Source organism: Celeribacter ethanolicus, assembly GCF_002407265.1.
GTDB classification, from domain to species: domain Bacteria; phylum Pseudomonadota; class Alphaproteobacteria; order Rhodobacterales; family Rhodobacteraceae; genus Celeribacter; species Celeribacter ethanolicus.
Window position 1 is genome coordinate 3,789,359 of the sequence record NZ_CP022196.1, and the last position, 26,732, is coordinate 3,816,090.

The 26,732-nt window shown below is 62.4% G+C and carries 27 protein-coding genes; 12 read left to right on the forward strand and 15 right to left on the reverse strand.

Annotated features, from left to right (window positions below; genetic code table 11):
• Positions 1-40: 40 nt before the first annotated feature.
• From CEW89_RS18655 to CEW89_RS18685, 7 genes are all read left to right on the forward strand, one after another.
• The gene (locus CEW89_RS18655; RefSeq protein ID WP_244906102.1) at positions 41-1,084 is read left to right on the forward strand and encodes a TRAP transporter substrate-binding protein; all 1,044 of its coding nucleotides are present in this window, start codon (positions 41-43) and stop codon (positions 1,082-1,084) included.
• A 3-nt stretch (positions 1,085-1,087) separates the two neighbouring features.
• Complete coding sequence (locus CEW89_RS18660) at positions 1,088-1,627, forward strand: TRAP transporter small permease (protein WP_096806920.1); 540 nt, start codon at positions 1,088-1,090, stop codon at positions 1,625-1,627.
• Positions 1,627-2,949, forward strand: a complete 1,323-nt coding sequence (locus CEW89_RS18665; protein WP_066708474.1) for a TRAP transporter large permease — start codon at positions 1,627-1,629, stop codon at positions 2,947-2,949. The genes CEW89_RS18660 and CEW89_RS18665 overlap by 1 nt, the downstream gene beginning before the upstream one ends.
• A 10-nt stretch (positions 2,950-2,959) precedes the next feature.
• Complete coding sequence (locus tag CEW89_RS18670; RefSeq protein WP_066708477.1) at positions 2,960-3,409, forward strand: MarR family winged helix-turn-helix transcriptional regulator; 450 nt, start codon at positions 2,960-2,962, stop codon at positions 3,407-3,409.
• Positions 3,410-3,476: 67 nt separating this feature from the next.
• Complete coding sequence (locus CEW89_RS18675) at positions 3,477-5,291, forward strand: feruloyl-CoA synthase (RefSeq protein ID WP_096806921.1); 1,815 nt, start codon at positions 3,477-3,479, stop codon at positions 5,289-5,291.
• Positions 5,292-5,302: 11 nt separating this feature from the next.
• Complete coding sequence (locus CEW89_RS18680; protein ID WP_096806922.1) at positions 5,303-6,178, forward strand: amidohydrolase family protein; 876 nt, start codon at positions 5,303-5,305, stop codon at positions 6,176-6,178.
• On the forward strand, positions 6,175-7,725 hold the full coding sequence (locus tag CEW89_RS18685; protein WP_096806923.1) for an acyl-CoA dehydrogenase family protein: 1,551 nt from the start codon (positions 6,175-6,177) through the stop codon (positions 7,723-7,725). Before CEW89_RS18680 ends, CEW89_RS18685 begins: the two co-directional genes overlap by 4 nt.
• Here CEW89_RS18685 and CEW89_RS18690 read toward each other — a convergent pair.
• Positions 7,722-8,576: a helix-turn-helix domain-containing protein gene (locus CEW89_RS18690; protein WP_096807302.1), complete on the reverse strand. Its 855-nt coding sequence runs from the start codon at positions 8,574-8,576 to the stop codon at positions 7,722-7,724. The genes CEW89_RS18685 and CEW89_RS18690 overlap by 4 nt on opposite strands.
• A gap of 88 nt (positions 8,577-8,664) precedes the next feature.
• Between CEW89_RS18690 and pobA the strand changes: the two genes are divergently transcribed.
• A complete protein-coding gene (pobA, locus tag CEW89_RS18695) occupies positions 8,665-9,840 on the forward strand; it encodes a 4-hydroxybenzoate 3-monooxygenase (RefSeq protein ID WP_096806924.1) in 1,176 nt (391 codons plus the stop codon).
• A 20-nt stretch (positions 9,841-9,860) separates the two neighbouring features.
• Here the strand turns inward: pobA and CEW89_RS18700 are convergent, their stop codons facing one another.
• The 5 genes from CEW89_RS18700 to pcaD all read right to left on the reverse strand — a co-directional run bounded on the left by CEW89_RS18700 (position 9,861) and on the right by pcaD (position 13,489).
• On the reverse strand, positions 9,861-10,916 hold the full coding sequence (locus CEW89_RS18700; protein WP_096806925.1) for a 3-carboxy-cis,cis-muconate cycloisomerase: 1,056 nt from the start codon (positions 10,914-10,916) through the stop codon (positions 9,861-9,863).
• Between the two features lie 69 nt (positions 10,917-10,985).
• Positions 10,986-11,591, reverse strand: a complete 606-nt coding sequence (gene pcaG / locus CEW89_RS18705) for a protocatechuate 3,4-dioxygenase subunit alpha (protein ID WP_096806926.1) — start codon at positions 11,589-11,591, stop codon at positions 10,986-10,988.
• 1 nt (position 11,592) lies between these two features.
• A complete protein-coding gene (gene pcaH / locus CEW89_RS18710) occupies positions 11,593-12,333 on the reverse strand; it encodes a protocatechuate 3,4-dioxygenase subunit beta (RefSeq protein WP_198403458.1) in 741 nt (246 codons plus the stop codon).
• Positions 12,330-12,710: a 4-carboxymuconolactone decarboxylase gene (gene pcaC, locus CEW89_RS18715; protein ID WP_066708508.1), complete on the reverse strand. Its 381-nt coding sequence runs from the start codon at positions 12,708-12,710 to the stop codon at positions 12,330-12,332. Before pcaC ends, pcaH begins: the two co-directional genes overlap by 4 nt.
• A complete protein-coding gene (gene pcaD / locus CEW89_RS18720; protein ID WP_096806927.1) occupies positions 12,707-13,489 on the reverse strand; it encodes a 3-oxoadipate enol-lactonase in 783 nt (260 codons plus the stop codon). Before pcaD ends, pcaC begins: the two co-directional genes overlap by 4 nt.
• Positions 13,490-13,567: 78 nt before the next feature.
• Between pcaD and CEW89_RS18725 the strand changes: the two genes are divergently transcribed.
• Positions 13,568-14,485 carry a LysR substrate-binding domain-containing protein gene (locus CEW89_RS18725; protein WP_096806928.1) on the forward strand — a complete coding sequence of 306 codons (918 nt, stop codon included), beginning with the start codon at positions 13,568-13,570 and terminating at the stop codon, positions 14,483-14,485.
• Between the two features lie 8 nt (positions 14,486-14,493).
• Here CEW89_RS18725 and pcaF read toward each other — a convergent pair whose 3' ends face one another.
• The 3 genes from pcaF to CEW89_RS18740 are packed head-to-tail and all read right to left on the reverse strand — an operon-like array spanning position 14,494 to position 17,104.
• Positions 14,494-15,693, reverse strand: coding sequence for a 3-oxoadipyl-CoA thiolase (gene pcaF, locus CEW89_RS18730; protein WP_096806929.1), 1,200 nt, complete (start codon positions 15,691-15,693; stop codon positions 14,494-14,496).
• The gene (locus tag CEW89_RS18735) at positions 15,693-16,385 is read right to left on the reverse strand and encodes a 3-oxoacid CoA-transferase subunit B (RefSeq protein WP_096806930.1); all 693 of its coding nucleotides are present in this window, start codon (positions 16,383-16,385) and stop codon (positions 15,693-15,695) included. Before CEW89_RS18735 ends, pcaF begins: the two co-directional genes overlap by 1 nt.
• Complete coding sequence (locus tag CEW89_RS18740) at positions 16,385-17,104, reverse strand: 3-oxoacid CoA-transferase subunit A (RefSeq protein WP_096806931.1); 720 nt, start codon at positions 17,102-17,104, stop codon at positions 16,385-16,387. Before CEW89_RS18740 ends, CEW89_RS18735 begins: the two co-directional genes overlap by 1 nt.
• Positions 17,105-17,209: 105 nt before the next feature.
• Between CEW89_RS18740 and CEW89_RS18745 the strand changes: the two genes are divergently transcribed.
• A complete protein-coding gene (locus tag CEW89_RS18745) occupies positions 17,210-17,980 on the forward strand; it encodes an IclR family transcriptional regulator domain-containing protein (RefSeq protein ID WP_096807303.1) in 771 nt (256 codons plus the stop codon).
• Positions 17,981-17,988: 8 nt separating this feature from the next.
• Here the strand turns inward: CEW89_RS18745 and CEW89_RS18750 are convergent, their stop codons facing one another.
• The 6 genes from CEW89_RS18750 to CEW89_RS18775 form a co-directional block, all read right to left on the reverse strand.
• Positions 17,989-18,582 (reverse strand): energy-coupling factor transporter transmembrane component T family protein, encoded by a 594-nt coding sequence (locus tag CEW89_RS18750; RefSeq protein ID WP_096806932.1) that lies wholly within the window; start codon positions 18,580-18,582, stop codon positions 17,989-17,991.
• On the reverse strand, positions 18,576-19,253 hold the full coding sequence (locus tag CEW89_RS18755; RefSeq protein ID WP_066708528.1) for an energy-coupling factor ABC transporter ATP-binding protein: 678 nt from the start codon (positions 19,251-19,253) through the stop codon (positions 18,576-18,578). Before CEW89_RS18755 ends, CEW89_RS18750 begins: the two co-directional genes overlap by 7 nt.
• 2 nt (positions 19,254-19,255) lie before the next feature.
• Entirely contained in the window at positions 19,256-19,804 is a 549-nt protein-coding gene (locus CEW89_RS18760; protein WP_096806933.1) for a biotin transporter BioY, read from the reverse strand.
• Between the two features lie 210 nt (positions 19,805-20,014).
• The gene (arsJ, locus tag CEW89_RS18765; RefSeq protein ID WP_096806934.1) at positions 20,015-21,265 is read right to left on the reverse strand and encodes an organoarsenical effux MFS transporter ArsJ; all 1,251 of its coding nucleotides are present in this window, start codon (positions 21,263-21,265) and stop codon (positions 20,015-20,017) included.
• Entirely contained in the window at positions 21,265-22,299 is a 1,035-nt protein-coding gene (locus tag CEW89_RS18770) for an ArsJ-associated glyceraldehyde-3-phosphate dehydrogenase (protein WP_096806935.1), read from the reverse strand. The genes arsJ and CEW89_RS18770 overlap by 1 nt, the downstream gene beginning before the upstream one ends.
• The gene (locus CEW89_RS18775; RefSeq protein WP_244906103.1) at positions 22,292-23,155 is read right to left on the reverse strand and encodes an arsenate reductase/protein-tyrosine-phosphatase family protein; all 864 of its coding nucleotides are present in this window, start codon (positions 23,153-23,155) and stop codon (positions 22,292-22,294) included. The genes CEW89_RS18770 and CEW89_RS18775 overlap by 8 nt, the downstream gene beginning before the upstream one ends.
• Positions 23,156-23,350: 195 nt before the next feature.
• Between CEW89_RS18775 and cydD the strand changes: the two genes are divergently transcribed.
• Together cydD and CEW89_RS18785 are read left to right on the forward strand one after the other, a co-directional pair.
• Complete coding sequence (gene cydD / locus CEW89_RS18780) at positions 23,351-25,054, forward strand: thiol reductant ABC exporter subunit CydD (RefSeq protein WP_096806937.1); 1,704 nt, start codon at positions 23,351-23,353, stop codon at positions 25,052-25,054.
• Positions 25,047-26,729: an amino acid ABC transporter ATP-binding/permease protein gene (locus tag CEW89_RS18785; protein WP_096806938.1), complete on the forward strand. Its 1,683-nt coding sequence runs from the start codon at positions 25,047-25,049 to the stop codon at positions 26,727-26,729. The genes cydD and CEW89_RS18785 overlap by 8 nt, the downstream gene beginning before the upstream one ends.
• The last annotated feature ends 3 nt before the right edge of the window (positions 26,730-26,732 follow it).

Consider the following 26,732-nt stretch of genomic DNA (forward strand, 5'->3'; position numbering starts at 1 on the left):
CCGTAACACGGGCGCATGTCATGATTTGGGAGGATTACACATGACGACGATGACACGCCGCACGGCGCTGGCCACCATGGGCGCGGCTCTCGCGACCCCGGCCTTTCTCAAAAAAGCCCACGCCGCCGAGGTGACGCTGCGCGTGGCCCACTTCCTGCCGGGCGTTGCGCCGATGCAGACCCGGTTCTTCGATGTCTGGGCCAAGGAAATCTCCGACGCCTCGAATGGTGCGATCGAATTTCAGATGTTCCCCTCGATGCAGCTCGGCGGCAAACCGCCCCAGCTCGCCGATCAGGCGCGCCAAGGCATCGCGGACATCTCCTGGACCCTGCCGGTCTATACGCCGGATCGTTTCCCGGTGGCCGAAACCTTCGCGCTGCCGTTCATGGTGACGAATGCCGAAAAGACCTCCGTCGCGATGGATCAGCTCATGCAGGAGTTCGGCCAGAACGAATACAAGGGGCTGAAACCCTTGGCCTTCCACACCCATGACGGTGGCAAATTCCACACCCGTGGTCAGAAGATCAACACGGTCGAGGACCTCAAGGGTCTCAAACTCCGCGCGCCCAATCAGGCGACCGGCGAGATGCTGACGCTGATGGGCGCCGAAACCGTGTTCTTCCCGGTGACCGAGATGGTTGTGGGCCTGTCGAACGGTGTGATCGACGGCTGCTGTCTGCCCTATGAGGTGGTGCCGGCTTTCAAATTGCAGGAACTGACGTCCGTGACCAACGAACCCGAAGCGGGCGGGCGCGGCGTCTATTGCAACACCTTTGCCCTCGTCATGAACGAGCGCAAATATGAGGGCCTGTCCGACGATCTGCGCAAGGTGATTGACGATCATTCCGGCCCCGATCTGTCCCGCCGTCTCGGCGCGCAGTTCGATGAGTTCGAGGCTTTTGGTCGTTCGGTCGTCGAGAAGCAGGGTAACGAGATCCACACCATCCCGGCGGCGGAAATCGAGAAATGGCGCGAGATGGCCCAGCCGATCTACGACACTTGGGTCGAAAAGCTGAACAAAGCGGGTCACGACGGTGCGGCCATCGTGGCGCGCGCCAACGAACTTCTCGACGCGCAGGGCTGAGCCATGGCCGAGCGGCTTCATAACGACGACGAGCAGGGGGAGCACCCCCCCCTGTTTCTTCTCCTCCGCGCGGTCTGCCTGACCTCGGCGGGGATCGGCGGCGCGGTGATTTTTGCCGCTTCTCTGACCGTTACCCTCTCGGTCGTGATGCGCAACCTCGGGTTTGGCGGCATTCGCGGCGATTTCGAGCTGGTGGAACTGGCCTGCGCCGCCTGCGCCTCGCTGTTCCTGCCGCTCTGCCAATTCAACAAGGGCCATGTCATGGTCGATCTCTTCACTCTCTGGTTGAAACCCATCACCCAACGCCGCTTCGATGGCGTCTGGACCCTGATCTTTGCCGCCTGCTGGGCATTCGTCACATGGCGTCTCTCGCTGGGTATGGCGGAGATGCATGACTATGGCGACCGCACGATGCTTTTGCGCGCGCCCGTCTGGATGGTCTACCTGCCCGCGATCTTTGGCATGGGTCTCTCCGCCGTGGTTGCTTTGCTGCAATCCCTGCCGATGATGAGCGGCGCGTTTCGCGCGCTGGAGGTGCGCTGATGGAGCCTTTGACGATTGCCATTATCATGGTCGTGGCCCTTCTGGCGCTGATCTTCGCGCGGATGCCGATTGCGCTGGGCATGGGGCTTGTGGGGGCGGTGGGCTATGTCACTCTTGCCTCGCCTTGGGCTTTGATGGCCTATTTCAATACGGCCTGGGTCGACAAGTTCATGTCCTATGAACTGGCCATCGTGCCTTTGTTCATCCTCATGGGGCATCTTGCCACCCGCTCCGGCATCTCGGCTGCGATCTTCGCCGCGTCGAACGCCTGGATCGGCCATTTGCGCGGCGGGCTTGCGATGGCCTCTGTGGCGGGCTGTGCGATGTTCGGCTCCATTTCGGGGTCGTCTCTGGCGACCGCCTCGACCATGGCCCGTGTGGCGCTGCCGGAGATGCGCAAGCATGGCTACTCGGGCGCTCTGGCCTCCGGCTCTCTGGCGGCGGGCGGCACGCTCGGCATCCTGATCCCGCCCTCCGTAGTGCTGATCATCTACGCGCTGCTGACCGAACAGAACATCGTCAAACTGTTCCTCGCGGCCACTATCCCCGGCACGCTTGCGGTCATCGGATTTTGCATCGCCATCGCGGTCTATGTCCGCCTTTTTCCCGAAGAAGGCCCGACCCACGAACCCGCGAGCTTTGCCCAACGGATGAAGGCGCTCAAAGACATCTGGCATGTCGTCGCGATCTTCATCGTCGTGCTGGGCGGCATCTACGGCGGGTTCTTTACACCGGCCGAGGGGGCCTCCGTCGGTGTCGTCCTGATGCTCGTGACCGGGCTTCTGACCAAGGGGCTGAACGCCCGCGCCATCCTCGATTGCCTGATCGACACTGCGGGCTCGACCGCGATGATCTTTGCCATCGTCTTCGGCGCGGATATTTTCAACGTGGCGCTCGCTCTGTCGCAAATGCCCGCCGATGTCGCCGCCTATTTCGGGCAGGCCGATGTGGCCCCGATCGTGATCCTTCTGGGTATCATCCTGTTCTACCTGATCATGGGCTGCGTCATGGACAGCCTCTCGATGATCCTTTTGACCGTCCCGGTGTTCTTCCCCACCATCATGGCGCTCGATTTCGGCCTGATGCCGGAACAACAGGCCATGTGGTTCGGCATCATCTCTCTGGTGGTGGTCGAGGTCGGGCTGATCACGCCGCCGGTGGGCATGAACCTCTTCGTCATCTCCTCGATGGCCAGGGACATCCCGACGGCACAGATCTTTCGCGGCACCATGCCCTTCATCGTGGCGGAGGCCTTCCGGATCGTCATTCTGGTGAGCTTCCCCGTGCTGAGCTATTGGCTTGTGGATCTGGTGGCGAACTGAGGACAGACACATGAGCAAAATCGACAAGGATACGGTGATCACGGATCAGAAGCTGCGGCAATTCGTGGGCTACACGATGAAGCGCGCCTTTCTGACCGTGCGGGAGGATCTGGCAACGGTTCTGGAGCCGCTTGGGTTGCGGATGACCTCGTTTTCCGCGCTCGCGATCATTCACGAAAACCCCGACATCTCCCAGAGCCGCCTCGCCGAGGCGCTTTATATCGAACGCTCCGGCGTGGTGGTTCTGGTGGACGAGTTGGAGAGCGCCGATCTGATCGAGCGCGGACGTGTGGAGGGCGACCGGCGGCAATATGCGCTGCGCACCACGGAGGCGGGCGAGGCGAAATGGCAGGAGGCGGAGCGCGCCGTGCAGGCGCATGAGGATGCTCTGCTCCGGGATCTGACACCGGAAGAGCGCAGCACGCTGCGCGCGCTTCTGCGACGGGTCCGGCGAAGGTAACGGCCGCCCGCGCGGAGGAGCGCGGCAGGCCAGGAGACAAGGGCCGCAAAGGCCAAGGGAGGAACGCATGAAAGATACGATCACGGGGCTGACCATTGCGCCCCATTCGGTTCGGATGGAGCGGCGCGCGGAGGATTTCATCCTGACGTCCAACATCCCGCTCGATCCGGTCGTCGACCACACCGGCGTGTGGTTAGAGAAATGGGCCGTCGAGCGCCCCGATGCCGTTTTCCTCGCCGAACGCTCCGGCGCGGGCTGGCGCGAGCTGGGCTATGCCGAGGTGCTCGCACAGATCAAAGCCATCGCTTCGTCTCTCGCCGCGCGCGGTCTAAATGAGGCGACGCCGATCCTGATCATGTCCGGCAATTCGGTCGATCACGCGCTGATCTCCTTCGCCGCGCAATGGGCGGGCGTGCCCACCGTGCCTCTGGCCGAACAATATTCCCTGATCGAAGAAGCGCATTTCCGTCTGCAATACGCGATCAACAAGACGAAGCCCAAAATGGCCTTCGTCGACGATGCCGCGCGCTATGCCAAGGCGCTTGCCCTTCCCGATCTCGACGGGATCGAAATCGTGGCCTCTCTCCCGGAGGGCGCGCCACGCCCGGTTACCCCCCTGTCCGAGCTTCTCAAGGGGGATGCGGGCGTGGACCTGTCTGCCGTGCACGCATCGGTCGGCCCGGATACGCTGGCGAAAATCCTTTTCACCTCCGGCTCTTCGTCCGATCCGAAAGGCGTGATGACCACCCAGCGCATGATGTGTGCCAATCAGGCGCAAATGGCCTCCGTTCTGCCCTTCACCAAAGAACGCCCGCCACGCATCGTCGACTGGCTGCCTTGGAACCACGTGTTCGGCGGCTCGCACAACGTCAACATGATGCTCCTGCATGGCGGCTCCTTCTACATCGACAACGGCAAGCCGACGAAGGCGCTGTTCCAGCACACGATCGACAACATCACCGACAAGCCGGGCAATTTCGCCTTCAACGTGCCGGTGGGTTTCTCGATGCTGGTGCATGAGATGGAACACAACATGGCGCTGCGTGAGGCCTATTTCAAAGACCTCGACATGCTGTTCTATGCCGGCGCGTCGCTGCCGCAAGACATTTGGACCCGGCTCGAAGAAATGGCGATGGAAGTGCGCGGGCGTCTGCCCCTGATGATCTCGTCTTGGGGCCTCACCGAGACCGCGCCCGCCAACGTCATGGTGCACGAACATATCGGCCGCTCCGGCGTCATCGGCGTGCCGATCCCCGGTGTTGAGGTGAAACTCATCCCCGACGCCGACATGCGCTGCGAGATCCGCGTGCGTGGCCCAAATGTCATGCCCGGCTATCTCAACGATCCGGAGAAGAGCGCCGAGGCCTTTGACGACGAAGGGTTTTTCATCACCGGCGATGCGGTGAAATTCCTCGATGCCGATGATCCTGATCGGGGCCTCGTCTTCGACGGCCGCGTGTCCGAGGATTTCAAATTGCTGACCGGCACATGGGTGCAGGCGGGCAAGCTGCGTCTCGATGCTTTGGAGGCTCTGCGCGGTCTCGTGCTCGACGTCGTGGTCTGTGGTCACGACCGGGGTGAAATCGGCCTTTTCGTCTTCCCACGCCCGGATCACGTCCATGGCGACAACTGCTCCGAGGGGGCCGTGATCGACGAACATCTTCAGGCCGAGATTCACCACGTCTTGCGCAAAATGGCCCGCGCCGCCTCCGGCTCCGCCAAGCGCATTGCCCGCGCCATCATTCTCGCCGAGCCGCCCTCCGTCAAAGACGGGGAGATCACCGACAAGGGCTCGATCAACACCCGCAAGGTCATCACCCGCCGCGCTGATCTTCTCGAACGTCTCTACGACAACGAAGATCCGGCCCTCATCCGCGTGTAAGGAATTGAAATATGGTAGATTTCTCCAAAGTCAGAGCGATTGATTTTCACACCCATGCCGAAGAGGCCTGTGGCTGTCACCACGATGACGGCTATGACGATCTGCAATCCGCGATGGCGAAATATTTCGGCGCACCCTGGTCGCACCCGCCCACCATCGACGAAACCGCCGCGCACTACCGCGAGAAAAATATCGCCGCCGTGATCTTCCCGGTCGATGCCGAACGCGAAACCGGCTATCGCCGCTACAACAACTATGAGGTCGCCGAGGCCTGCGCCAAACATTCGGACATCCTCATTCCCTTCGCCTCCATCGACCCGGCCAAGGGCAAATTGGGCGCGCGCGAGGCGCGCGATCTGGTCGAGAACCACGGCATTCAGGGCTTTAAATTCCACCCGACGATGCAAGGCTTCTACCCCAACGACCGTTCGGCCTATGTGCTCTACGAGGCCATCGCCGAGGCCGGCAAGCCCGCGCTGTTTCACACCGGCCAGACCGGCGTCGGATCGGGCATGAAGGGCGGCAACGGCATGCGGCTCAAATATTCGAACCCGATGTATATGGACGACTTGGCGGTGGATTTTCCCGACATGCCGATCATCCTCGCCCACCCGTCCTTCCCGTGGCAGGAAGAGGCCCTGTCGGTCGCGACCCACAAGCCCAATGTCTATATAGACCTCTCCGGCTGGTCGCCGAAATACTTCCCGCCGATCCTCGTGCGCTATGCCAACACGATGCTGAAGCATAAGATGCTCTTCGGCTCCGACTGGCCGATGATCGCGCCGGAGAAATGGCTGGATGCCTTCGACAAGGCCGACTTCCGCGACGAGGTCCGCCCGCTGATCCTCAAGGAAAACGCCATGCAGCTTTTGGGGGTCTCCGAATGACGCCGTTCAAAGCGCCGCTCGATGACATCCTCTTCTGCCTGCGCCATGTGGCCGGGGCGGATCGTCTGCCCGAGTGGGACGCGGAGTTGGCTGAGGGCATCCTTGGTCATTTCGCCTCCTTCGCCGAGGGAGTCATCGCGCCTCTGGACGAGCCGGGCGACGCGCAGGGGTGCACCCTTTCCGAGGGCCGTGTCACCATGCCCGACGGTTTTAAAGACGCCTACACCCAGCTCGCGGAGGGCGGATGGCAAGGCCTCACAGCCCCCGAGGAGTTCGGCGGCATGGGGCAGAACGCGCTTTTGGCGGCGGGCGTCTCAGAAATTTTCTCCGGCGCCAACCACGCGATGCAGATGGTCTGCAACCTCGTACCGGGCGCCATTTCGACGCTGATGAAATTCGGTTCTGATGCGCAAAAACAGCATTGGATTCCACGTCTTGCGGCGGGCGAGACGCTCTCCACAATGTGCCTGACCGAACCGGGCGCGGGCTCCGATCTCTCTCGTATCCGCACCAAAGCCACGCCTTCGGGCGACAGCTGGCGGATCGAGGGGGAGAAAATTTTCATCTCCGGTGGCGATCAGGACATGTCCGAAGACGTGCTGCATCTGGTGCTTGCGCGCACGGGCGGCGATGGTGTCAAAGGCCTGTCGCTGTTCCTCTGTCCCTCCGAGGTGGAAGGCACGCGGAACGCGGTCACCGTGACGCGGATCGAGGAAAAGCTGGGCCTCCATGCCTCGCCGACCTGCCAATTGGCTTTCGATGGCGCAGAGGCCGAGTTGATCGGGGACGAGGGCGCGGGGCTGATGGCGATGTTCACCATGATGAACCACGCCCGGCTCGATGTGTCGCTGCAAGGCGTGGCCCATGCGTCGCGCGCGTATCACATCGCGGCGGACTATGCTGCCGAGCGTAAGCAAGGCCGCAAAGCCGACGGAACAGAGGCCTTGCTTGCCGATCACCCGGACGTGCAGCGCATGTTGGACGAACAGAAATCCCTCGCGCTCGGTGCCCGCGCGATGACCTATCTGACCATGGCCGAACTGACCCTCGGTCAGAATCGCGCGCTGGTCGATTTCCTGACGCCGATCTGCAAGGTCTTCTGCACCGAGGCGGGCATTCATGCCGCCGATCTCGGCATTCAGGTGCTGGGTGGCTACGGCTATCTGACCGAATACCGAGTGTCTCAAACCTGGCGCGATGCGCGGATCACCTCGATCTACGAAGGCGCAAATGGCATCCATGCGGTGGCGCTTGCGACCCGTGGTTTGCGTGCGGCGGAGGGGCCAGAGGCCTTTGCGAAACTGGTCGAAGAGCTGGCCTCCGGCGATCCCGACTGCCTCTCGCTTTTGTCCGAATGGCAAGACGCGCGCGCAGGCATGGCGGAGCAGGCTGTCGAGAAAGCTCATGATTTCATGGCGTTGACCGGCGAAGTCCTGTTCCGCGCGGTCTGGTGCAAACTCGCCGCGACGGGCGCGGCGGAGATGATCCGTCTCGCCAAACGCGTGGCGCGGCGTCCTCTGCCGGTGCGTTTGCCGCTCAGCGCTTAAAGATCTCCCGCGACCCGGGCGCGATAGGCCGTGGGGGTCTCCCCCATGCGCGCCCGGAAGCGGCGGGAGAAATACGGCGGGTCCGTGTAGCCCAGCCGATAGCCCACCTCTGCCACCGGCAGGCGCGTAAAGGCGAGGTGGCGACAGGCCTCCGTCATCACCGCGGTTTCGAGATATTCGGTCAGTGTCACCCCGCTGTCGCGCCGCACGATCCGGTTTAAATGACCGGCGGTCATGTGCAGCGCGCGGGCATAATCCGTGGCACTCCAGCCCTCTGTCATGTGATCGGCGATCAAGGCGTCCAGTTGCTGCATTTGCCGCGTCTGATCTTGGTCCGGAGTGTCGATCTGGGCGCTGTCTTCCGCCAATGTCACCAAGAGCGCATGCGAAAAGGCGACAAGCCTCTGTGCGCGAAATATACCAGATTTATCATGGAAGAGTGCAATCTGAGATAAGAGCCCTCTGGCTGTGTCGGAGAGGGGCGTGTGATGCGTGCTGTTGAGCCACGCCGTCAGAGGTTGCGATTGCGGTCCGAGACGCTGCACCACGGGAGAGGGCAGCGACAGCACAAGCCCTTCAGTGCCCTTGTCAAAGGTAAACCCATGCACAATTTTCGGTGGAACATAGAGAAATTCACCGTTTTTCAATGTGCTTTCAGATCCGTCCAGCGTGACCTGCGCAAAGCCCGTTTCAATGTGAAACACCTGCGCCATCTGGTGATGCCGATGCGGAGAGATTTTCCAACCGTGCAGCCGCGCCCGATCAAAGATGCGCTCGCAATGGATCACGTCCGGGAAGGCGCTGGTTTCGCCAAAGAGGTTGAAGGCGGGGATTTGGCTGATCTCACTCATGCCGGAAAAGTACCATTCATTGCCGGGCGGGTCCATTCCGATCTCGGGACATGCGTTTTAAAGTCTTCTCAAATCGGAGGAGACGCATATGACCACTTTGACCACCCAGGTCGCCATCATTGGCGGCGGCCCATCCGGCCTGCTTTTGTCGCAGCTTTTGAACCAAGCGGGCATCGAGACCGTCATTCTCGAACGGTCCACCCGCGCGCATGTTCTGGCCCGTATCCGCGCAGGCATCCTCGAATGGGGCACTGTCGAATTGCTCCGTGAGGCGGGGGTTGGTGCGCGAATGGAGGCGGAGGGCATTCCGCATGACGGCTGTTACCTGACCGACGAGGAGTTGATGGTGCACATCGACTTCAAAGAGCTGACCGGCAAACAGGTCATGGTTTACGGCCAGACCGAGGTGACGACGGATTTGTACAATGCGCAGGACGCCATGGGCACGACCGTGCTGCATGAGGTGTCCGACGTAGAAATTCACGATCTCGATCAGGCGAAATCTGTTGTCGAATTTACCCATGAGGGCACGCGCAAGCGGCTTGAGTGCCTTTATGTGGCGGGCTGCGATGGGTTCCACGGCGTGTCGCGCAAGACCATTCCCGAAGAGAAACGTCGGGAGTTCGAGCGCGTCTATCCCTTTGGTTGGCTTGGGATTCTGTCGGAAACCCCGCCGGTCAATGACGAGCTGATCTATTCAAATTCCCGCCACGGTTTCGCGCTGGCCTCGATGCGCAATGAGAATCTGGTGCGCTATTATGTGCAGGTGCCGCTCACCGATAAGGTCGAGGATTGGTCGGATCAGCGGTTCTGGGACGAGTTCTCGCGCCGTATTCCGTCGGAGGCCGCGAGCCGTCTCGTCACCGGGCCGTCGATTGAAAAGAGCATCGCGCCGCTCAGGTCCTTCGTCTCTGAGCCACTGCGCTGGGGCAATCTTTTCCTCGTGGGCGACAGCGCGCATATCGTGCCGCCGACCGGGGCGAAGGGGCTGAACTTGGCGGCCTCCGACGTGTACTATCTCTACACGGCGCTGATCGACGCGGTGAAGGGCAAGACGACTGGCATCGACGAATATTCCACTCGTGCGCTGGCGCGGATTTGGAAGGCGATGCGGTTCAGCTGGCAAATGACGACCATGCTGCACCGTTTCGACGGCGAAGACGCCTTTGCGGAGCAGATGCGCAAGGCGACTCTGAACCACCTTGCCACATCGGAGACCGCGCGGCGCGATCTGGGCGAGAATTACATCGGTCTTCCGTTCTGAGGTGAAGAAGGTCCGGCGGGTTACGCCGGATCGCCCAATCTCTGAATGTTTTGAATGAGTTCGATGGCCATGGAGAGCGACCGCCCCGTGGCCATCAGCATCTGTGGCAGGACCATCCACTCAAGGCTCCACGCGGCGCCGGAGCGTTCCTGTTCATGGACCACCGCATGATGCATGGCGCTGACCTGCGTGGCGTTGAACCGGGCGAGAGTGACCAAGAGCTCGGCGGACACCGGGTTTTGTTTATGCGGCATCGCCGACGATCCACCCGCGCCGGAAATCGACACGGTTTCAATGCCTTGCTGCGCCATGAGGGCAATGTCCTGCCCGATTTTCCCCAAAGATCCGGTCACGAGAGACAGGAAAGAGGCATAGCCCGCAATCCCGTGTCGCATGGTTTGCCAGGTCTTGTCCGTCGGCGCGAGGCCCAGTGTTTTCGCCACCTCAGCCACCACAAAATCGGCCTTGTCTCCAAGTGCTTTGCGGTCCCCCGAGGCTCCGCCAATTTGCACTTTTTCAACATCGGCGCGTTTCTGGTCGAGCGTTTTGAGGTGATCGGCTATCGGCAGGCGCCACGCCAAAACACGGTCCCGCACGGTCATCTCGGTCGCCGCCTGCATCCGGGTGCGTCCCATCAGTGGCGCATCTCCAAACCGGGCTTCAACCGCTTTCAGATGGGTTTCCAACTCCATCAACCGCCCGGCAATCAGGAAAGACGCTTCCCGCAGCGAGAGGATCATCGCCGTGTCCACCACATCTTGCGAGGTCGCCCCCTTGTGCAGGGCTTCGGCGGGGGCAATGGCTTTCAACTGTTTCACCAGACGCGGGATCGGCACGCCATCTTGGGCCATCCCGGTGGCAATATCGGCCAAGTCAATCTGCGCGGTCTCAATCGCCAGCGCGGCCTCTTCCGCCTTCGCCGCATCGAACAGCCCTGCCTTGCCACAGGCCCGCGACCATGCCGCCTCAAACGCCAGCATATGCGCCATCTGGCGCTCGGGCGCGAGGATCGCCGCCATCTCCGGATCGCCGAAAAGACCGGACAGCCAAGGGTGATCGAAAACGGAAAGGCTCATCGGATTTGTCCTTATCAATAGCCAAAGGGGCGGTCTCTGCCGCCCCTTATAGTTGATTTTGTGCAAGTCTTACAGATCGAGAAATACGGTCTCGTCCTGCCCCTGAAGGCGGATGTCGAAGCGGTATTTGCCGTCTCCGGTCTTCTTCGCGATCAGAGTGTTGACGCGCGGACGCTGTTCGATGCGCTTCAAAAGCGGATCGTCATCGTTGTTCTCGTCCTCGAAATAAATCCGGGTGTTGAGACCGATGTTGATGCCACGGGCCACGACCCAAAGCGAGATATGCGGCGCGCTCTCAACGCCACCACGGCCCTTGTAAGAACCGGGTTTCACGGTCCGAAGCGTAAACTCACCCGTCACTGCATCGGCGGCAAACCGACAATGCCCGGTAAAGGCCGGATCGGCCCCCTCTGCGCCGGGGAACATGCCCGCCGCGTCGCATTGCCAGCTCTCGATCAGAGCATCGCGCAGCGCCCAGCCGGTGCCATCGAACACCGAGCCGACGATCTCGATGATCTCGCCCTTGGCCTTGCTTTCGTCATGGAAGGGCGTCGTGCCGATCTCTTCCTCGTAATAGCCGCCATTGCCCGCATAGGTCGGCATCAAGCCGATATGGACGTAGGGGCCCGCCGTCTGGGACGCGGTTTCTTGCAAAACATCAAGTTTCTGGGTCATCTCACATGCCCTCCAGCTTGTTCTCGAACATGGTCTGGCGGCGACCGCGCAGCACGATGTCGAATTTATAGGCGAGGAAATCGAGCGGGCGCGATTTCGAGAAATCGAGCGGCGCGACCAGACGGTCGAGCGAGCTGCGATCCTTGATCGTTGCGGCGATCGGGCAGTGATTGATCAGCGGATCGCCCTCGAAATACATCTGGGTGATCAGGCGCTGGCCAAAGCTGTGACCATAGACCGAAACGTGGATGTGCATCGGACGCCAGTCGTTCGCGCGGTTCGGCCAGGGGTAGGCACCCGGACGCACGGTCAGGAATTCGTAATAGCCGTTCTCATCGGTGATGGTCCGGCCGCAACCGCCGAAATTCGGGTCGAGCGGCGCGAAATAGGTGTCTTTCTTGTGACGATAGCGCCCGCCCGCGTTGGCCTGCCAAATCTCGATCAGCGTGTTCGGCACCGGACGATTGTTTTCGTCCAGAACCCGACCGTGCATCAGGATGCGTTCACCCACGGCGGGGGCCGCGCCCTTGGTCCAGTTCAGGATCAGGTTGTTGTCGAGCGCACCGAGTTTGTTGTGACCGAAGGTCGGGCCGGTCTCTTCGGACGGCGAGCTTTCCATCGACAAAAGCGGCAGGTTCGGCGAACGCGACACGGATGTCTTGTAATTCGGGTCATAGGGCTCCGGGTGGATCGCGCGGTTGCGCGGGATCAGCGGGCCCTGATCGGTGATCAGGCTGGTCATTGGGTCTCCTCCATTTCCGCATAGGTCTGCTTGGCGAGCTTGAGCGCATGGTTCGCTTTCGGCACGCCTGCGTAGACCGCCACATGTTGCAGCGCCTCCGCCACATCGTCTTTCGACGCACCCGTGCGTGCGGTGGCACGGATATGCATCGGAATTTCCTCAAAATTCCCGGTCGCGGCCAAAAGCGCGATGGTCAGCATCGAACGTTCCCGGCGCGAGATCTTGTCCGAGGACCACACAGTCCCCCAGGCCCCTTCGGTGATGAGCGTCTGAAACGGCAGATCGAATTCGGTCTTCGCCGCTTCGGCCCGGTCGACATGGGCATCGCCCAGAACTTCACGACGGGTCTTCATGCCCTGATCGAATTTCTCGCTCATGCTGCGATCCTTTCCACAAATTTCACCAGCGCTTCCGTAAAGGCTTCGGGCGCTTCGATGGCGGGCAAATGCCCGGTCTCTTCAAACATCACCAGATCGGCGCGCGGCAGGTTGCGCGCCAACGCCTCAACCACCTCGGGCGGCGTCGCCAGATCGTGTTTGCCGCCGAAGACCAGCGCGGGCTGGCTGATCTCGCCCAAGCGCTCCGTGATGTCCGTCCCCGCAATCGCGGCGCAGGTGGCGATATAGCCCTCCTGATCGGTGCGGGCCAAAAGCGTGCGCCACAGGGGCGCGTTCGGATTGGCCAGCATCTTGGGGCCGAACCAGCGCGGCAGAATGCCCTCGGCCATCGCCGCCATGCCATTCGCGCGTACCCCGTCGATCCGCGCGTGCCACCCTTCGGCGGCCCCCAGCATCGAGGCGGTGTTCGACAACACCAGCCCCTGCACCTTTTCCGGCGCCATCAAAGCCACATGCTGCGCGATCAGCCCGCCGATGGAGCAGCCGACAAGAATGGCGCTTTCAAGCCCCGCATCGTCCATCGCAGCCATCACATCCTCGGCCAGCTCCGGGATGCCGTAACCAACCGGGGCGGTGTCCGAGAGGCCATGTCCCCGCTTGTCCATGCGCAAGGTGATCCAGCTTTTCGGCAGGTGGCCGCAAACCTCGTCCCACATGCGCAAATCGGTGCCGAGCGAGTTGATGAACACCAGAGCCGGACCCGTGCCGCCTTTGCGGCTCACATGCATGGTGCCCCAGTCGCGTTTCAGTGCGTGCATTCTTGTCTTCCTTTTTTCTCAATTTGCCATAATGTTTTTCATGTGAAAAATACAATATGATGCAAAAAGCATAACCATATGAATATACCAAACGGCATGAAGCTCCGCCATCTGGAGGCGTTTTTGGCGGTGGCGGAAGCGGGCACGATCTCGGCTGCGGCGCGGGCGCGGAACGTATCGCAACCGGCCTTGTCGAAAACCATTGGCGAGTTGGAGGCGCAGTTGGGCACAGACCTGTTCACCCGCACCGGGCGGCAGGCGGTTTTGACGCCTGCGGGCGAGGCGTTTCGCCGCTATGCGCTGTCGTCCTTGCAAAGCCTTGAGGCTGGGGTGCGGGCACTGACGGGCGGCGGGCGGATGGATGTGGTCAAGGTCGGCGTGTTGCCGACGGTGGCGAGCGGGTTGTTTCCCGCCGTGGCGCTGGAATTTTCCGAGCTGCGCCCGGATGCCCGCATTGCCGTGATCACCGGCCCCAACCGCTATCTGATCGACCGGATGCGCTCCGGCGGGCTCGATCTTGTGGTGGGTCGGATGGCACCCGCGCGGGAGATGACCGGGCTGTCCTTTGAATATCTCTACGACGAAACCGTCTATCTGGTGGCACGCAAGGATCATCCGGGGGTGATGCTCTCGCCCGTTGAGGCGCTGCGCCGTTATCCCGTGATCCTGCCCAACCCCGGGTCCATTATTCGCCAGCAGGTGATGCAATATCTCATCGCCTCGGGGCTTGATCAAACTGTGAATGTACGCTTCGAAACCGTGGCGCGCCCGGTCGGTCTGCCGCTCGTCGAGCGCTCCGACATGCTCTGGTTCATCTCGCGCGGCGTGGTCGAACGCGAGCTGTCGGAGGGCCGTCTTGCGACGCTCGATCTCGGCGTGGATTATTTGACGGGGGCGGTGGGGCTGACGCGGAAATTCGATTTCACGCGCGACAGCCCGGCAGACTTTCTGGCAAGCCTGTTGCATCGGCGGGCGAAGGACTTCTCCGCCCGCTGACGTTTCCTTTAGACCGCTTCGAGCGCAATCGCGATGCCTTGGCCCACGCCAATGCACATGGTCGAGAGCGATTTCTCGCCCGGCTTTAGCTCCAACATCGCCGTGCCGGTGATCCGCGCGCCGGACATGCCGAGCGGGTGGCCGATGGAGATCGCGCCGCCGTTCGGGTTCACACGCGGATCGTCATCCGCAATGCCCAGATCGCGCAGCGTCGCGAGGCCCTGCGAAGCAAAGGCTTCGTTCAACTCGATCACCGCAAAGTCTTCCTGCTTCAGGCCGAGACGCGCCATCAGCTTTTTCGACGCGGGTGCAGGGCCAAAGCCCATGATCCGCGGCGCAACCCCGGCCGCCGCCCCGCCAAGCACCTTGGCGATGGGTGTCAGCCCGTGTTTCTCCGCCGCTTCCTTGGAGGCAAGGATCAGCGCCGCAGCCCCGTCGTTCACACCTGAGGAGTTGCCCGCCGTCACGGTGCCGTCGGCTTTGACAAAGGTCTTCAGCTTTTGCAACGCTTCAAGCGTCGTGGACGGGCGCGGGTGCTCGTCCTCGGAGACCACAATCGGATCGCCTTTGCGCTGCGGGATCACCACCGGGACGATCTCTTTCGCCAGACGCCCGTTGGCCATCGCGGTCCCGGCTTTTTGCTGCGAGCGCAGCGCAAACAGGTCCTGATCTTCGCGGGAGATGTTGAAATCCTCCGCGACGTTTTCGGCGGTTTCCGGCATGGAATCCACACCGTATTGCGCTTTCATCAGCTTGTTGACAAACCGCCAGCCGATCGTCGTGTCATAGATCGCGTTCGCGCGCGAAAAGGCGGTTTCCGCTTTCGGCATCACGAAGGGCGCGCGGGACATGCTCTCGACGCCGCCCGCGATGATCAGATCGGCTTCGCCTGCTTTGATCGCGCGTGCGCCCGCGATGATCGCATCCATGCCCGAACCGCAAAGCCGGTTCATCGTCGTGCCGGACACGGAGTCCGGATAGCCTGCCAGCAAAAGCGACATGCGCGCCACGTTGCGGTTGTCTTCGCCCGCCTGGTTGGCGCAGCCGAAGATCACATCGTCAATCGCCGAAAGGTCCATCGACGGGTTGCGTTCCGCCAAGGCTTTCAAAGGGATAGCGCCCAGATCGTCGGCGCGGACGCTCGACAAAGCGCCGCCGTAACGGCCCACAGGCGTGCGGATATAGTCGCAGATGTAAACTTCGGTCATCACAGGTCCTCCGGGACAATCAGATCAAGAACGTCGCCGTCCGTGTGTAGCGTCGCCCCGGTGACGGCTTGCAGCGCTTCCATCGTGAGGCCCGACAGTTTCTCCCGCAGGATGAACTTGCCACCTTCGATGTCGATCACGGCGAGCGAGGTATAGATACGGGTCACACAGCCCACGCCGGTGAGCGGGAAGGTACAGGTCTCGACCAGTTTCGGCCCACCGTCTTTGGTGACGTGATCGGTGACCACGGCCACGCGTTTCGCGCCATGCACCAGATCCATCGCGCCGCCCACGGCAGGCACGCCCTTGGAACCCACGCGCCAGTTGGCGAGGTCACCGTTCTGAGCCACCTGATAAGCACCCAGCACCGCGAGGTCCAAGTGACCGCCACGAACCATCGAGAAACTGTCGGCATGGTGGAAAAACGACGCGCCCGGATTGAGCGTGATCGCTTTTTTACCGGCGTTGATCAGATCCCAATCTTCCTCGCCCTCGGCAGGCGCTTTGCCAAAGCCCAACACGCCGTTTTCGGTGTGATAGGTGACATCGCGGCCTTCGGGTTGGAACTTGGCGATCATTTCGGGAAAGCCGATGCCGAGGTTCACATAGGAGCCGTCTTCGATGTCTTGCGCGGCGCGCCAGGCGATTTGGGCGTTGGAGAGCTTGTCTGCCATAATGTTGAAATCGGACATCAATAGATCACTCCGGTGCGCACGAGCACTTCTTCTTGTTGAGGTTGTGTAACTTCTACAATCGCGTCGACGAAGATGCCGGGGGTGATGACCTGTTGCGGATCAATCGACCCCGGTTCCCCCAACTCGCTGACCTGCGCGATGGTTTTCGCGGCGGCCATCGCCATCAGCGGGTTAAAGTTCCGGCCCGCCATGCGGTAGGTCATATTGCCCACCGTGTCGCCTTGCTGACCTTTGATCAGTGCGAAATCGGCCTTCAGCCAGCGCTCGCGCACATACATCTTGCCGTCGAACTCTTCGATCGGCTTGCCCTCGGCCAGTTCTGTGCCAAAGGATGTCGGCGTGTAAAACGCCGGGATGCCAGCCCCCGCGGCGCGGATGCGTTCCGCGAGCGTGCCCTGCGGCACCAGTTCCAGCTCGATTTCGCCAGCGAGGAATTTCTCGTTGAACGCCTCGGCGTTGGACGAGCGCGGGAAAGAACAGATCATTTTCTTGACCATGCCCGCCTTGATCATCGCGGCGATGCCGATGTAGCCGTTGCCCGCGTTGTTGTTGATCACGGTGATGTTTTTCGGGCTTCCCGTGGCACGGAAGCGGTTGATCAGCGCGTGGATCAGCTCGATCGGCGCGCCGGAGCCGCCGAACCCGCCGATCATCACCTGTGCGCCATCGGGAATGTCCGCGACCGCTTCGGCCACGGTAGAGATGGTTTTGTCCATGAGACCCTCCAGTTTATGACGCCGATCTACGCTCGTGCCGCTGTCGCGACGAGTCTTTTTGTGCGCATCTTGACATTTGTTCGGATGTCGGGAAGTGTCGTGCGTATGGCGAACAAACCGACAAACAAATCCTCCGATACCATCTCATCGCTGGCCAAGGGGCTGCGCGTTCTCGAATGTTTCGGGGCGAAAACGCCGAAGCTGTCGATCACCGATGTCTCCAAGGCCACGGGGCTTGACCGGGCCACCTCCCGGCGCTGTCTCTTGACGCTCCATGCCGAAGGCTATGCCGATTACGATGGTAAATTCTTTACGCTGACGCCGCGCACCCTGCGCCTCGGTATGGGAGCAATCTCCGCCCTGCCGTTGCCGCAGATCGTCCAGCCCTGGCTCGATCAGCTCACCGAACAGATCGGCCAGAGCTGTTCCGTCTCGATCCTCGACGGCACCGAGATCGTCTATCTCGCCCGCGCCGCCCAGAAACGTGTGATGTCGATTGGCCTCATGCCCGGCTCGCGTCTTCCGGCGCATTGCACCTCAATGGGGCGCATCCTTTTGGGGGCCTTGCCCGCCGAGGAGGCGCGGGCGATTGTCGAGGCCTCCGATCTCTCGCCCCGCACGAGGTTCAGCGTCACCGATCCGGACGAGATCATGAAACGCATCGAGGAGGCGCATGTCCAGGGCTATGCGATCATTGATCAGGAAGTGGAGATCGGGCTGCGGTCTCTCGCTGTGCCGCTGGTGGATGGACACGGTCGGATCATCGCCGCGCTCAACACCGGCATGGCGGCGACGCAGGATAAGGCGCATGCGTTGGTGCCGACCTATCTGCCGAGACTTTTGAAGGTGCAATCGGGATTGCGCCGCGTTCTTTAAAGCGTGCTTTAGTCCAGAGACCGCGCGGTGATCGCCTCCGCGACCTCATCGGCGGTCTTCAATGTGCGCACCACCAGAGGCACGACAAGAGCCAGCATGTTGCGCTCCAGCCCTCGTGCCCGCTGCGCCTCGCGCACTTCGTCGAACTGCGCGCGGATCATCGGGATGAACCGCCACACCAGCGACATGGCGAGCGCGATCTTGTCCTTGGGCACCCAAGCGGGGGCGTGGGACAAAAGCGCGAGGATGCCCTCGGTAAACTCGCTCGCCCGTGTCGTATAGGTCACGAGAGCGGCGGCCATCAGCAACGCCATCAGCCGAAGCGTGACATAAATCGCCATTCCGAGGCTTTCGAGCCAGAGCTGGGCGGCAAAGATGATCACGAGGACGAACAGAGCGGGGAGGATTGCGGTCAACGCATCGCGGGCCGAGAGACCGGCGATCCCATAGCTCAAGGCCACAAGCACAAGCCCGGCCCCAAGCATCCCCGGATGCGTCACCACGAAGATCGCCGTGCAATAGACAAACAGGAGCGCCAGTTTCCAAGCGGGCCGCGCGCGGTGCAGTGCGCTGTCGCCGGGGATATAGAGATCGGTCAGCATCCGCCCAAATCTTCGCAGAGCGCTTTGTAGGCCGGGATCACGTCCTCTGGCCGCCCATCCGCATGAATGCGCCCGCCCGCGATATGCAAAATCCGGTCGAAGCCCGCCAAGAGATCGAGATCGTGCGACACCACCACGGCGGGCTGGGGTAGGGTGGCAAGCACCCGCATGAATTGCATCTTGTTGCGCAGGTCCAGAAGCGTTGTCGGTTCGTCGAACACGATCATCTCGGGTTCCGTCACCAGCACGCCCGCCAGCGCCACCATCTGTTTCTCGCCGCCGGAAAGCTGATGCGTCAGACGGCCTTTCAGATGCGTCAAAGACAGTTCGGAAAGCACCCGTTCGATCCGCGTCTCGCTCTCCGCTTTCGGTAGTTTGCGCGCCTTGAGACCAAAGGCGAGATCTTCCTCGACCATCGGGTAAACGATCTGGTTGTCCGGGTTCTGAAACATGAACCCGACATGGCGGCGCAGGTCGTCCGTGCTCTCTCCGAACCGGACCGTGCCCGTAGACGGCTTCTCCAACCCGTTGAAAAGCCGAAGAAACGTGCTTTTCCCGGAGCCGTTGTTGCCGATCACGCCGATGCGCTGTTCGGTCAGGCTCAGGGTGATCTCCGACAGGATCTCGCGCGTGCCTTTGGTCACGGAGACCCTGTCGAACTGCATGGTCATGCTCAGGCGGCCTGACCGATGATCGGGTAGGATTTCTTTACCGTCACCATGACAGCGGCAGCGATCAGCGCTTTGACGATGTCGCCGGGGATGAAGGTCACGGAGCCCATGAAGGCCTTGGAAATCGGCACGCCCGCCATGAGGGTGATGCCCGGAATGCCGACCGCATACATCACGCCGATGCCACCAATGACGCAGATCAGCGTGGCGGAGACAAAGGACAGCCCGTCCCAGAATTTTTCGGTCATCCAGCCGATGGCAATGGCGGCCAGAAGCCAGCCGAGAAGGAAGCCGGCGGTCGGACCGAAGAACACCGACAAGCCGCCGCGTCCACCTGACAGGAGCGGCAAGCCGATGGCCACCAGCACCAGCAGAAGAAGGATCGCAAGCCCGCCGCGTTTCGCGCCCAAGACGCCGCCTGCGAGCATCACGCCCAGCGATTGCGCCGTGATCGGCACCGGCAAAAACGGCAGGGTCACCGGCGGAAACACCGCCATGACCGCAGTGAGAGCGGTGAAAAGAGCAATCAGGGTGATGTCGCGTGTGGTCATTCGTTCCTCCGATGGGTGCGCCGGTTTCGCACCGGCTGTCTGAACCTCTGGGGCCGAGTGATAGTCACCAGTTCGATGTCGGGTAAACCCCCTTTTTCAGGTAGGGGTGCTTTGCTTTGCAAAATTGCGGAGAAGTTTTTCAAAACACCGTAGTTTTGCGCGGAGATGCAAAATTATGCAGGAAAACTCCCGTATTTTCCGATCTTTCGGTCAGGTTTCAAGCCGTCGCGCCGCCAGCAAACTCAGCCCCGCCATCACGCCTGCGCTTGCCAGACAGAGCGCCAGCCCCCCGGCCTGATAGGACAGCCCCGACAGGAGCGTGCCCAAAAGCCGCCCGGCGGCGTTCGCCATGTAGTAAAACCCTACATCCATCGTCACGCGGTCTTCACCGGAGAAGGCGAGGATGAGATAGGAATGCACCGAGGAATTGACCGCAAAGACAAAGCCAAACAACAAAAGCCCGGCGATCAGTGCAACTGTGAGCCAAAGCGTCGGCGCACCCGCGATCCACACCAGCCCTGCGAGCACTAAGGGAATGGGCGTCAAAAGCCCGACCCATTTCACCGCCATCCGCGCCCCCGCGTCGTCATCCCCCGCAGCCCCCTTGAGAAACCGCGGCGCGATGCCCTGGACAAAGCCATAGCCGATGATCCAGAGCGCCATGAAAGCGCCGACGATGAAAAATGCCCGCCGCGCGCCTTCCGGCGTGCCGTCGGAGAAGATCGCCTTGAAATAGATCGGGATGCCGACCACGAACCACACGTCTCGCGCACCGAACAGGAACATGCGGGCGAGTGAGAGCTGGTTGATCCGCCGGTCCTTCGACCAAATGGCGGAGATTTTGGTACCTTTTTTGCCGGTTGGCAGGCCCTTGGGCATGAACAGCGCCACGGCGACAAGGATCACCGCAAGTACCAAAGCCATGCCCCAGACCGCCGCCTTGAACCCCGCGAGCGCCAAAAGCGCCGCGCCGAGGAAAAAGCCAAAGCCTTTGACGGCGTTCTTCGATCCGGTCAGCACGGCGACCCATTTGAAGAGGCTGCCGTCGCCCTTGGGGGCAAGGATTTTGACCGCCGATTTCGACGACATTTTCGCGAGGTCTTTGGCGACGCCCGACGCCCCTTGCACCGCCATGACATAAAGCACAGAGGCCGACACCGACCACGCCGGATCAAGACCGGCCAAGGCCGCCAAGGCTACGATCTGGATCACCAATCCCGCGTAAAGCGTTGAGGTCAAACCAAAACGCGCCGCGAGCCACCCGGCGGAGAGGTTCGTCACGATCCCCGCGATCTCGTAGAACAGAAAGAGATACGCCAGTTGGACGGGCGAAAACCCCAGCCCGTTGAACTGCAACAGCACCAGCATCCTGAGCGCGCCGTCCGACAGCATGAACGCCCAATAGGCCGCCGTCACCGCCATATAGGCGCGTAGCGGGTTTTCCGCCGTAGCAATCGTCATCACATCGCCCCCGCGACCATCCGCGCAATATCTGCGAGACGGCAGGCGTAGCCCCATTCGTTGTCATACCAGGCGTAAATCTTCACCTGCGTGCCGTGGATCACCATCGTCGCCCCCGCGTCCACGATGGAACTGCGCGAGTCGTTGATGTAATCCGTCGACACCAAAGGCCGGGTCTCATAGCCGAGAATGCCCGCAAGCTCGCCTTCGGAGGCTGCCTTGAACAGGGCGTTCACCTCATCCGCCGTGGTTTCCCGCTCCACCTCAAACACGCAATCGGTCAGCGAGGCATTCAACAGCGGCACCCGCACCGCATGACCGTTCAGCCGCCCCTTCAACTCCGGGTAAATCAGCGTGATCGCCGTCGCCGACCCGGTCGTGGTCGGAATGAGATTGTTCAACGCCGAGCGCGCCCGCCGCATGTCCTTTGCGGGCCGGTCCACGATGGTCTGGGTGTTGGTCACGTCATGGATCGTCGTGATCGAGCCGTGCTTGATGCCGAGATTTTCGTGAATCACCTTCACCACCGGCGCAAGGCAGTTGGTGGTGCAGGACGCCGCCGTCACCAGATCGTGCGCCGCCGGATCGTAAAGCCCATGGTTCACCCCGTACACAAGATTGAGCGCCCCGCCGTCCTTCACCGGTGCCGAGACGACAACCTTCTTCACCCCGGCCTCATAATAGGGCGCGATCCGCTCGGCGGTTTTGAAATAGCCGGTGCAGTCGATCACCAGATCGACGCCCAGTTCCTTGAGCGGCAGGTTTTCGATCCGCGCCTCCCGCGTCAGCATCATATGCGTGCCATTTACCGTGAGGCTGTCCGCGTCATAGGAAATTTCCGCGCCCCAGCGCCCGTGCACGGAATCGAATTCCAGCAACAGCGCATGCTGCTCCGCATCCCCGGCGAGATCGTTCAGGAGCACGATGTTTTTGCCAAGCCCCCGGTCGAACAGGTCGCGCAGCGCTAGCTTTCCGATCCGACCAAGGCCGTTGAGGGCGATTTTGGGGGCAAAGTTGGGGGCGGTTTTAACCATGGTCATCCTCTTTCATCACGGAGAGATCGTCGATTTTCGCCTGAAGCGACATGCGGTCGAGTTTCTCGATGGGCAGCGCCGTGAAAATCTCGATCCGACGGCGCAGCGCGTCATAGGTCCGGGCAAAGGCCAGAGCGCGCTCGGCCTCGGTGCCCTCGACCTTCACCGGATCGGGCAGGCCCCAATGCGCCGAAAGCGGCTGGCCGGGCAGGGGATCGCAATCCTCTTGTGCCGCCCGGTCGCAGACGGTGAAGACGAAATCATAGCCTTCCTCACCGCGCTGCGCCTGGCTGAGCGATTTCGACCAGAGCCCGAGCGTGTCATGGCCTTCGCGTTCCAGAAGTGCGCGGGCCTGCGGGTGAATCTCGCCATTGGGCGCTGTGCCCGCCGAGACCGCCTCGAACCGCCCCGCGCCAAGGTCGCTCAGCAAAGCCTCAGCCATGATCGAGCGCGCGGAATTGCCGGAACACAGAAACAGCACGCGGAAGGGGCGATCACCACTGAGCGGCAGGGCATTGAGACAGATCTCGGGCCGCCCCCGGCAGCAATCGTTCACGAGATAGCCGACCAGCGCGTCACAGGTCTGAAGTGCGGCCTTATAATAGAGTGCCCGCCCGTCGCGTTCCACTGCGATCAACCCGGCCTGCTGAAGCTCCGAGAGATAACCCGAGAGCGTGTTGGGCTTCATGCCGAGCGCTTCGGCAAGCTCGCTCGGGCGCACCGGGCGCGGGGCGAAACGCATGATCATGCGAAAGGTGGAGAGCCGTCCTGCATGGCCGAGAGCGGCAAAGGCGCGGGTGGCGGAGGGTGAGTCGATGTTTATTTGTTCCATAATTCGCGAATACTCGAAATGCATGGCTTGAGCCTAGTGAAAGTTTTATGACGCTGGGACGTCGACCTGAATTCTCTGGGAAATTGCGGTGCGGAGCCTATCATAGGTGAGACACCCCGACGCAGTTGGGTGTTGCTGGATGGCATACGATTGCATCCCGTGGCGGGACGTGCCAGCAAGACCGCAACGACAAGAGTACACCTGCCGGATCACGCGCGCATGACACGAGAGACGAATAAGCAGCCCTCCGCGGACAAGCGGATGCTCAAGACGCTTTTGGCCCCGGGAGCCCGGTCGATCCGTCTGGCATCGCGGCTCACTGCGCTCTCCTCGCTTTTGTGGTTGCCGCAGGCGGCGCTGGTGGCGGCGCTGTTTTCCCGGCTTCTCTTGGGCGAGGGCGAGGTGACGGTCTTAACCGGCACGCTGGGGTTCCTCGGCTTCGCGGCTCTGCGCCTGATCCTGAATTACCTCGCCGAAGGGCTTCTTTTCCGCGCCGGTCAGGCCATCGTGACCACGACCCGTGCCCGCATCCTCGCCCGTGAGGCGCAGGCGACCTCGCATTCGGTCGCGGGTGGCCCCGGCGCGCTTGCGGCTCTGGCGGGCGAAAAGCTCGACGCGCTTCTGCCCTATCTCACCCGCTATGCGCCCGCGCAGCTCCGGGTGATGACCGTGCCTTTTGCCATTCTCGCCCTCGCGTTTTGGCAAAGCTGGGCCGTGGGCCTCGTGTTCGTCGTGGCCGGTCCGCTCATTCCGCTGTTCATGGCGCTCGTGGGCTATGCCGCGAAAGACGCCTCGGAGCGGCAGATGCAGGAAATCGGCACGCTTGGCGATCTTCTGGTCGACCGTCTGGCCGCTTTGGCCGACATCCGGCTTTTGGGCGCCGCTCCGCGTCTCATTGCGCGCTTCGATCACGCCGCCGACGATCTGCGCTCGCGCACCATGGCCGTTCTGCGCATCGCGTTTCTCTCCTCCACCGTGCTCGAGCTTTTCGCCGCCCTCGGCGTGGCGATGGTCGCGGTCTGGGTCGGCTTTTCGCTTCTGGGCGAGATTTCATGGGGCGCTTATGGCGCGGGCATTGCGCCCTGGGGTGGGATTTTCCTCCTGCTGCTCGCACCCGATTATTTTCAGCCCTTGCGCGATCTCTCCGCCGCCTGGCATGACAAGGCCTCGGCGCTGGCCGTCGCAGGAGAGCTTGCCGTCTGGGAAGAGCAGGAGACCGAAACGCTTCTGGGGCAGGGGGCCAAGGTCGCGCCGCTTCCCGGTCCCGCCTCTGTCTCTCTTTATAATATATCCACACAACGCGGCGGGCGGACGATTTCCTACCCCGACACCGAGATCGCTCCCGGCTCTCGTGTCGCGCTCTCTGGTCCCTCCGGGGCGGGCAAAACCACGCTTCTGCGTCTGATCGCGGGGCTCGAAAAGCCGGCCTCCGGTCAGATCGCCGTCGCAGGGCAACCGCTGACCGAGGACACCGCCGACGCCTGGCGCGCGCGTCTCGGCTGGATGCCGCAAGCCCCGATGTTTCTGGGACGCTCGCTGCGCCATAACATCGCTTTCGGCGCGGAACTGACACCCGATCTGATTGCCGACACGGCGCTCGACGGGGTTCTGGCCGCCCTGCCGAAAGGCGATCTGACCGTGTTGGGCGAAACCGGCGGCGGTCTGTCGGGGGGCGAGGCGCGTCGCGTCATGCTGGCCCGCGCGCTCGGCGCCGCCCCCGATCTGGTGCTCGCGGACGAGCCCACCGCCGATCTCGACCGGGAAACCGCCGATCGGGTGACCGAAGCGCTTCTTGCGCTCAAATCCCGCGGCGCCACCCTCATCGTCGCCACCCACGATCCGCGTCTGATCGCCAAGATGGATCGGGTGATCGAGATCGCCGCCCCGCAAGATCACGCAGAGGAGGAGATCGCCTATGCGTAACCTCTGGCATATCTTCCGCATCATGATGACCGGCGAAGCGGTGGCGCTGCGCCGTGGTCTCGCCCTGGCCGCACTCGTCTTGATCATGGGCGGATCGCTTCTCGGCCTGTCGGGCTGGTTCATCGTCGCCGCTTCTGCCGCCGGTCTCGCCGGGACGGGCGCGGTCTTCGACGTGTTCCGGCCCTCCGCCATGGTCCGTTTCCTCGCCATCACTCGCACCGCCACGCGCTATGGCGAACGCGTTCTGACCCATGACGCCACGCTGCGCGCGCTTGCGCGGCTGCGGGTTGCACTACTCTCCGCCCTGTCCCTGCGCTCCCATGAACGGCTGATCCGTCTCCGGGGCGCACAGGCGCTCAACCGCATCCTCGCCGATGTCGACGCGCTCGACGGTGTGCCTTTGCGGCTCTTCATTCCGCTGATCGCGGGCGGGGTGACACAGATTCTGGCGCTGATCGTCCTGTCATGGCTGGTCGCCCCCGCCGTCGCCCTCGCGATTTTCGCGATCTATGTGCTGGGCGGCTTGGCCGTTTTGATCTGGGGCATGTCCCGCGCCCGGATGCCCTCGCGCCGCGCCGAAGCGGCGGCACAGGCCTTCCGCACCCGCTTCATCGACCTCGTCACCACCCGCGAAGATCTTGCCGTCTACGGCCAGCTCCCGGCCCAGATTGAGGCCGCGCAAACCGCCGATGCCCGGCGTCAGGACGCCGCCACAGTCACCGACACCCGCGAACGTCAGGCCGGGGCCGCGCTGATGGTCGTCTCCGCTCTGGCGGGGGCTGCCGCGCTCTGGATCGGCGGCGGGCTGGCCGAGGCGGGGGAGATCACGCCCGCGCGTGCCGCCATCGGGTTTTTCACCGCGCTGGCGCTGATGGAAACCGTCGCGCCGCTGCGCCGCGCCGTGGCGGAGATCGGGCGCATGATCGGAGCGGCGCGCCGTGTGACCGAGCAGATGCAGGCCCCGTCGGAGCCGGTTCCCCACCATGTCCCCGACGCGCCCCTGACCCTGTCTTTCAAGGACGTCAGTTTTGCCCGCGGAGCGGCGCGCCCGGTGATTTCGGGCTTCGATCTGGCACTTTCTCCGGGCGACTGGGTGGCGCTGCAAGGCCCCTCCGGGGTCGGCAAAAGCACGGTGCTGCTCTTGGCCGCCGGGGCGCTCCGGCCCTTGTCGGGGCAAGTTCTTGTGGCCGATCAGCCGGTTACAAATTGTTTACCAGGTCTGGTTACGCTCGTCGGGCAAAGATCGGCGCTCATTCAGGGGACGGTTGCGGAGAATCTCCGCCTCGCCGCGCCCGAGGCCGATGATGCCGCGCTCTGGGCGGCATTGACGGCGGTGGCGCTCGATGGGGTCATTCGCGCAAAAGGCGGGCTGGAAGCCCGGCTGGGGCCGCGTGGCTCTGGTCTTTCGGGCGGCGAATCGCGTCGGCTCGTGTTGGCGCGGGCTGTGCTGCGCCGACCGCAGGTTCTGCTCTTGGACGAGCCCACGGAAGGGCTCGATCATGCGACGGCGGAGCGGGTTTTGCGCGGGATTCGCGCCGCTCTGCCGCATGCGGCGGTGCTGATGGCGGCCCACCGCAGTGAGGAACAGGGGGCCGCAGATCGCATTCTGCGTCTTCCGAACGCGAAAAAAACGGTCTCCGGAGCGGAGATTGCAAGCACGTTCACGAGCAAGTGATCT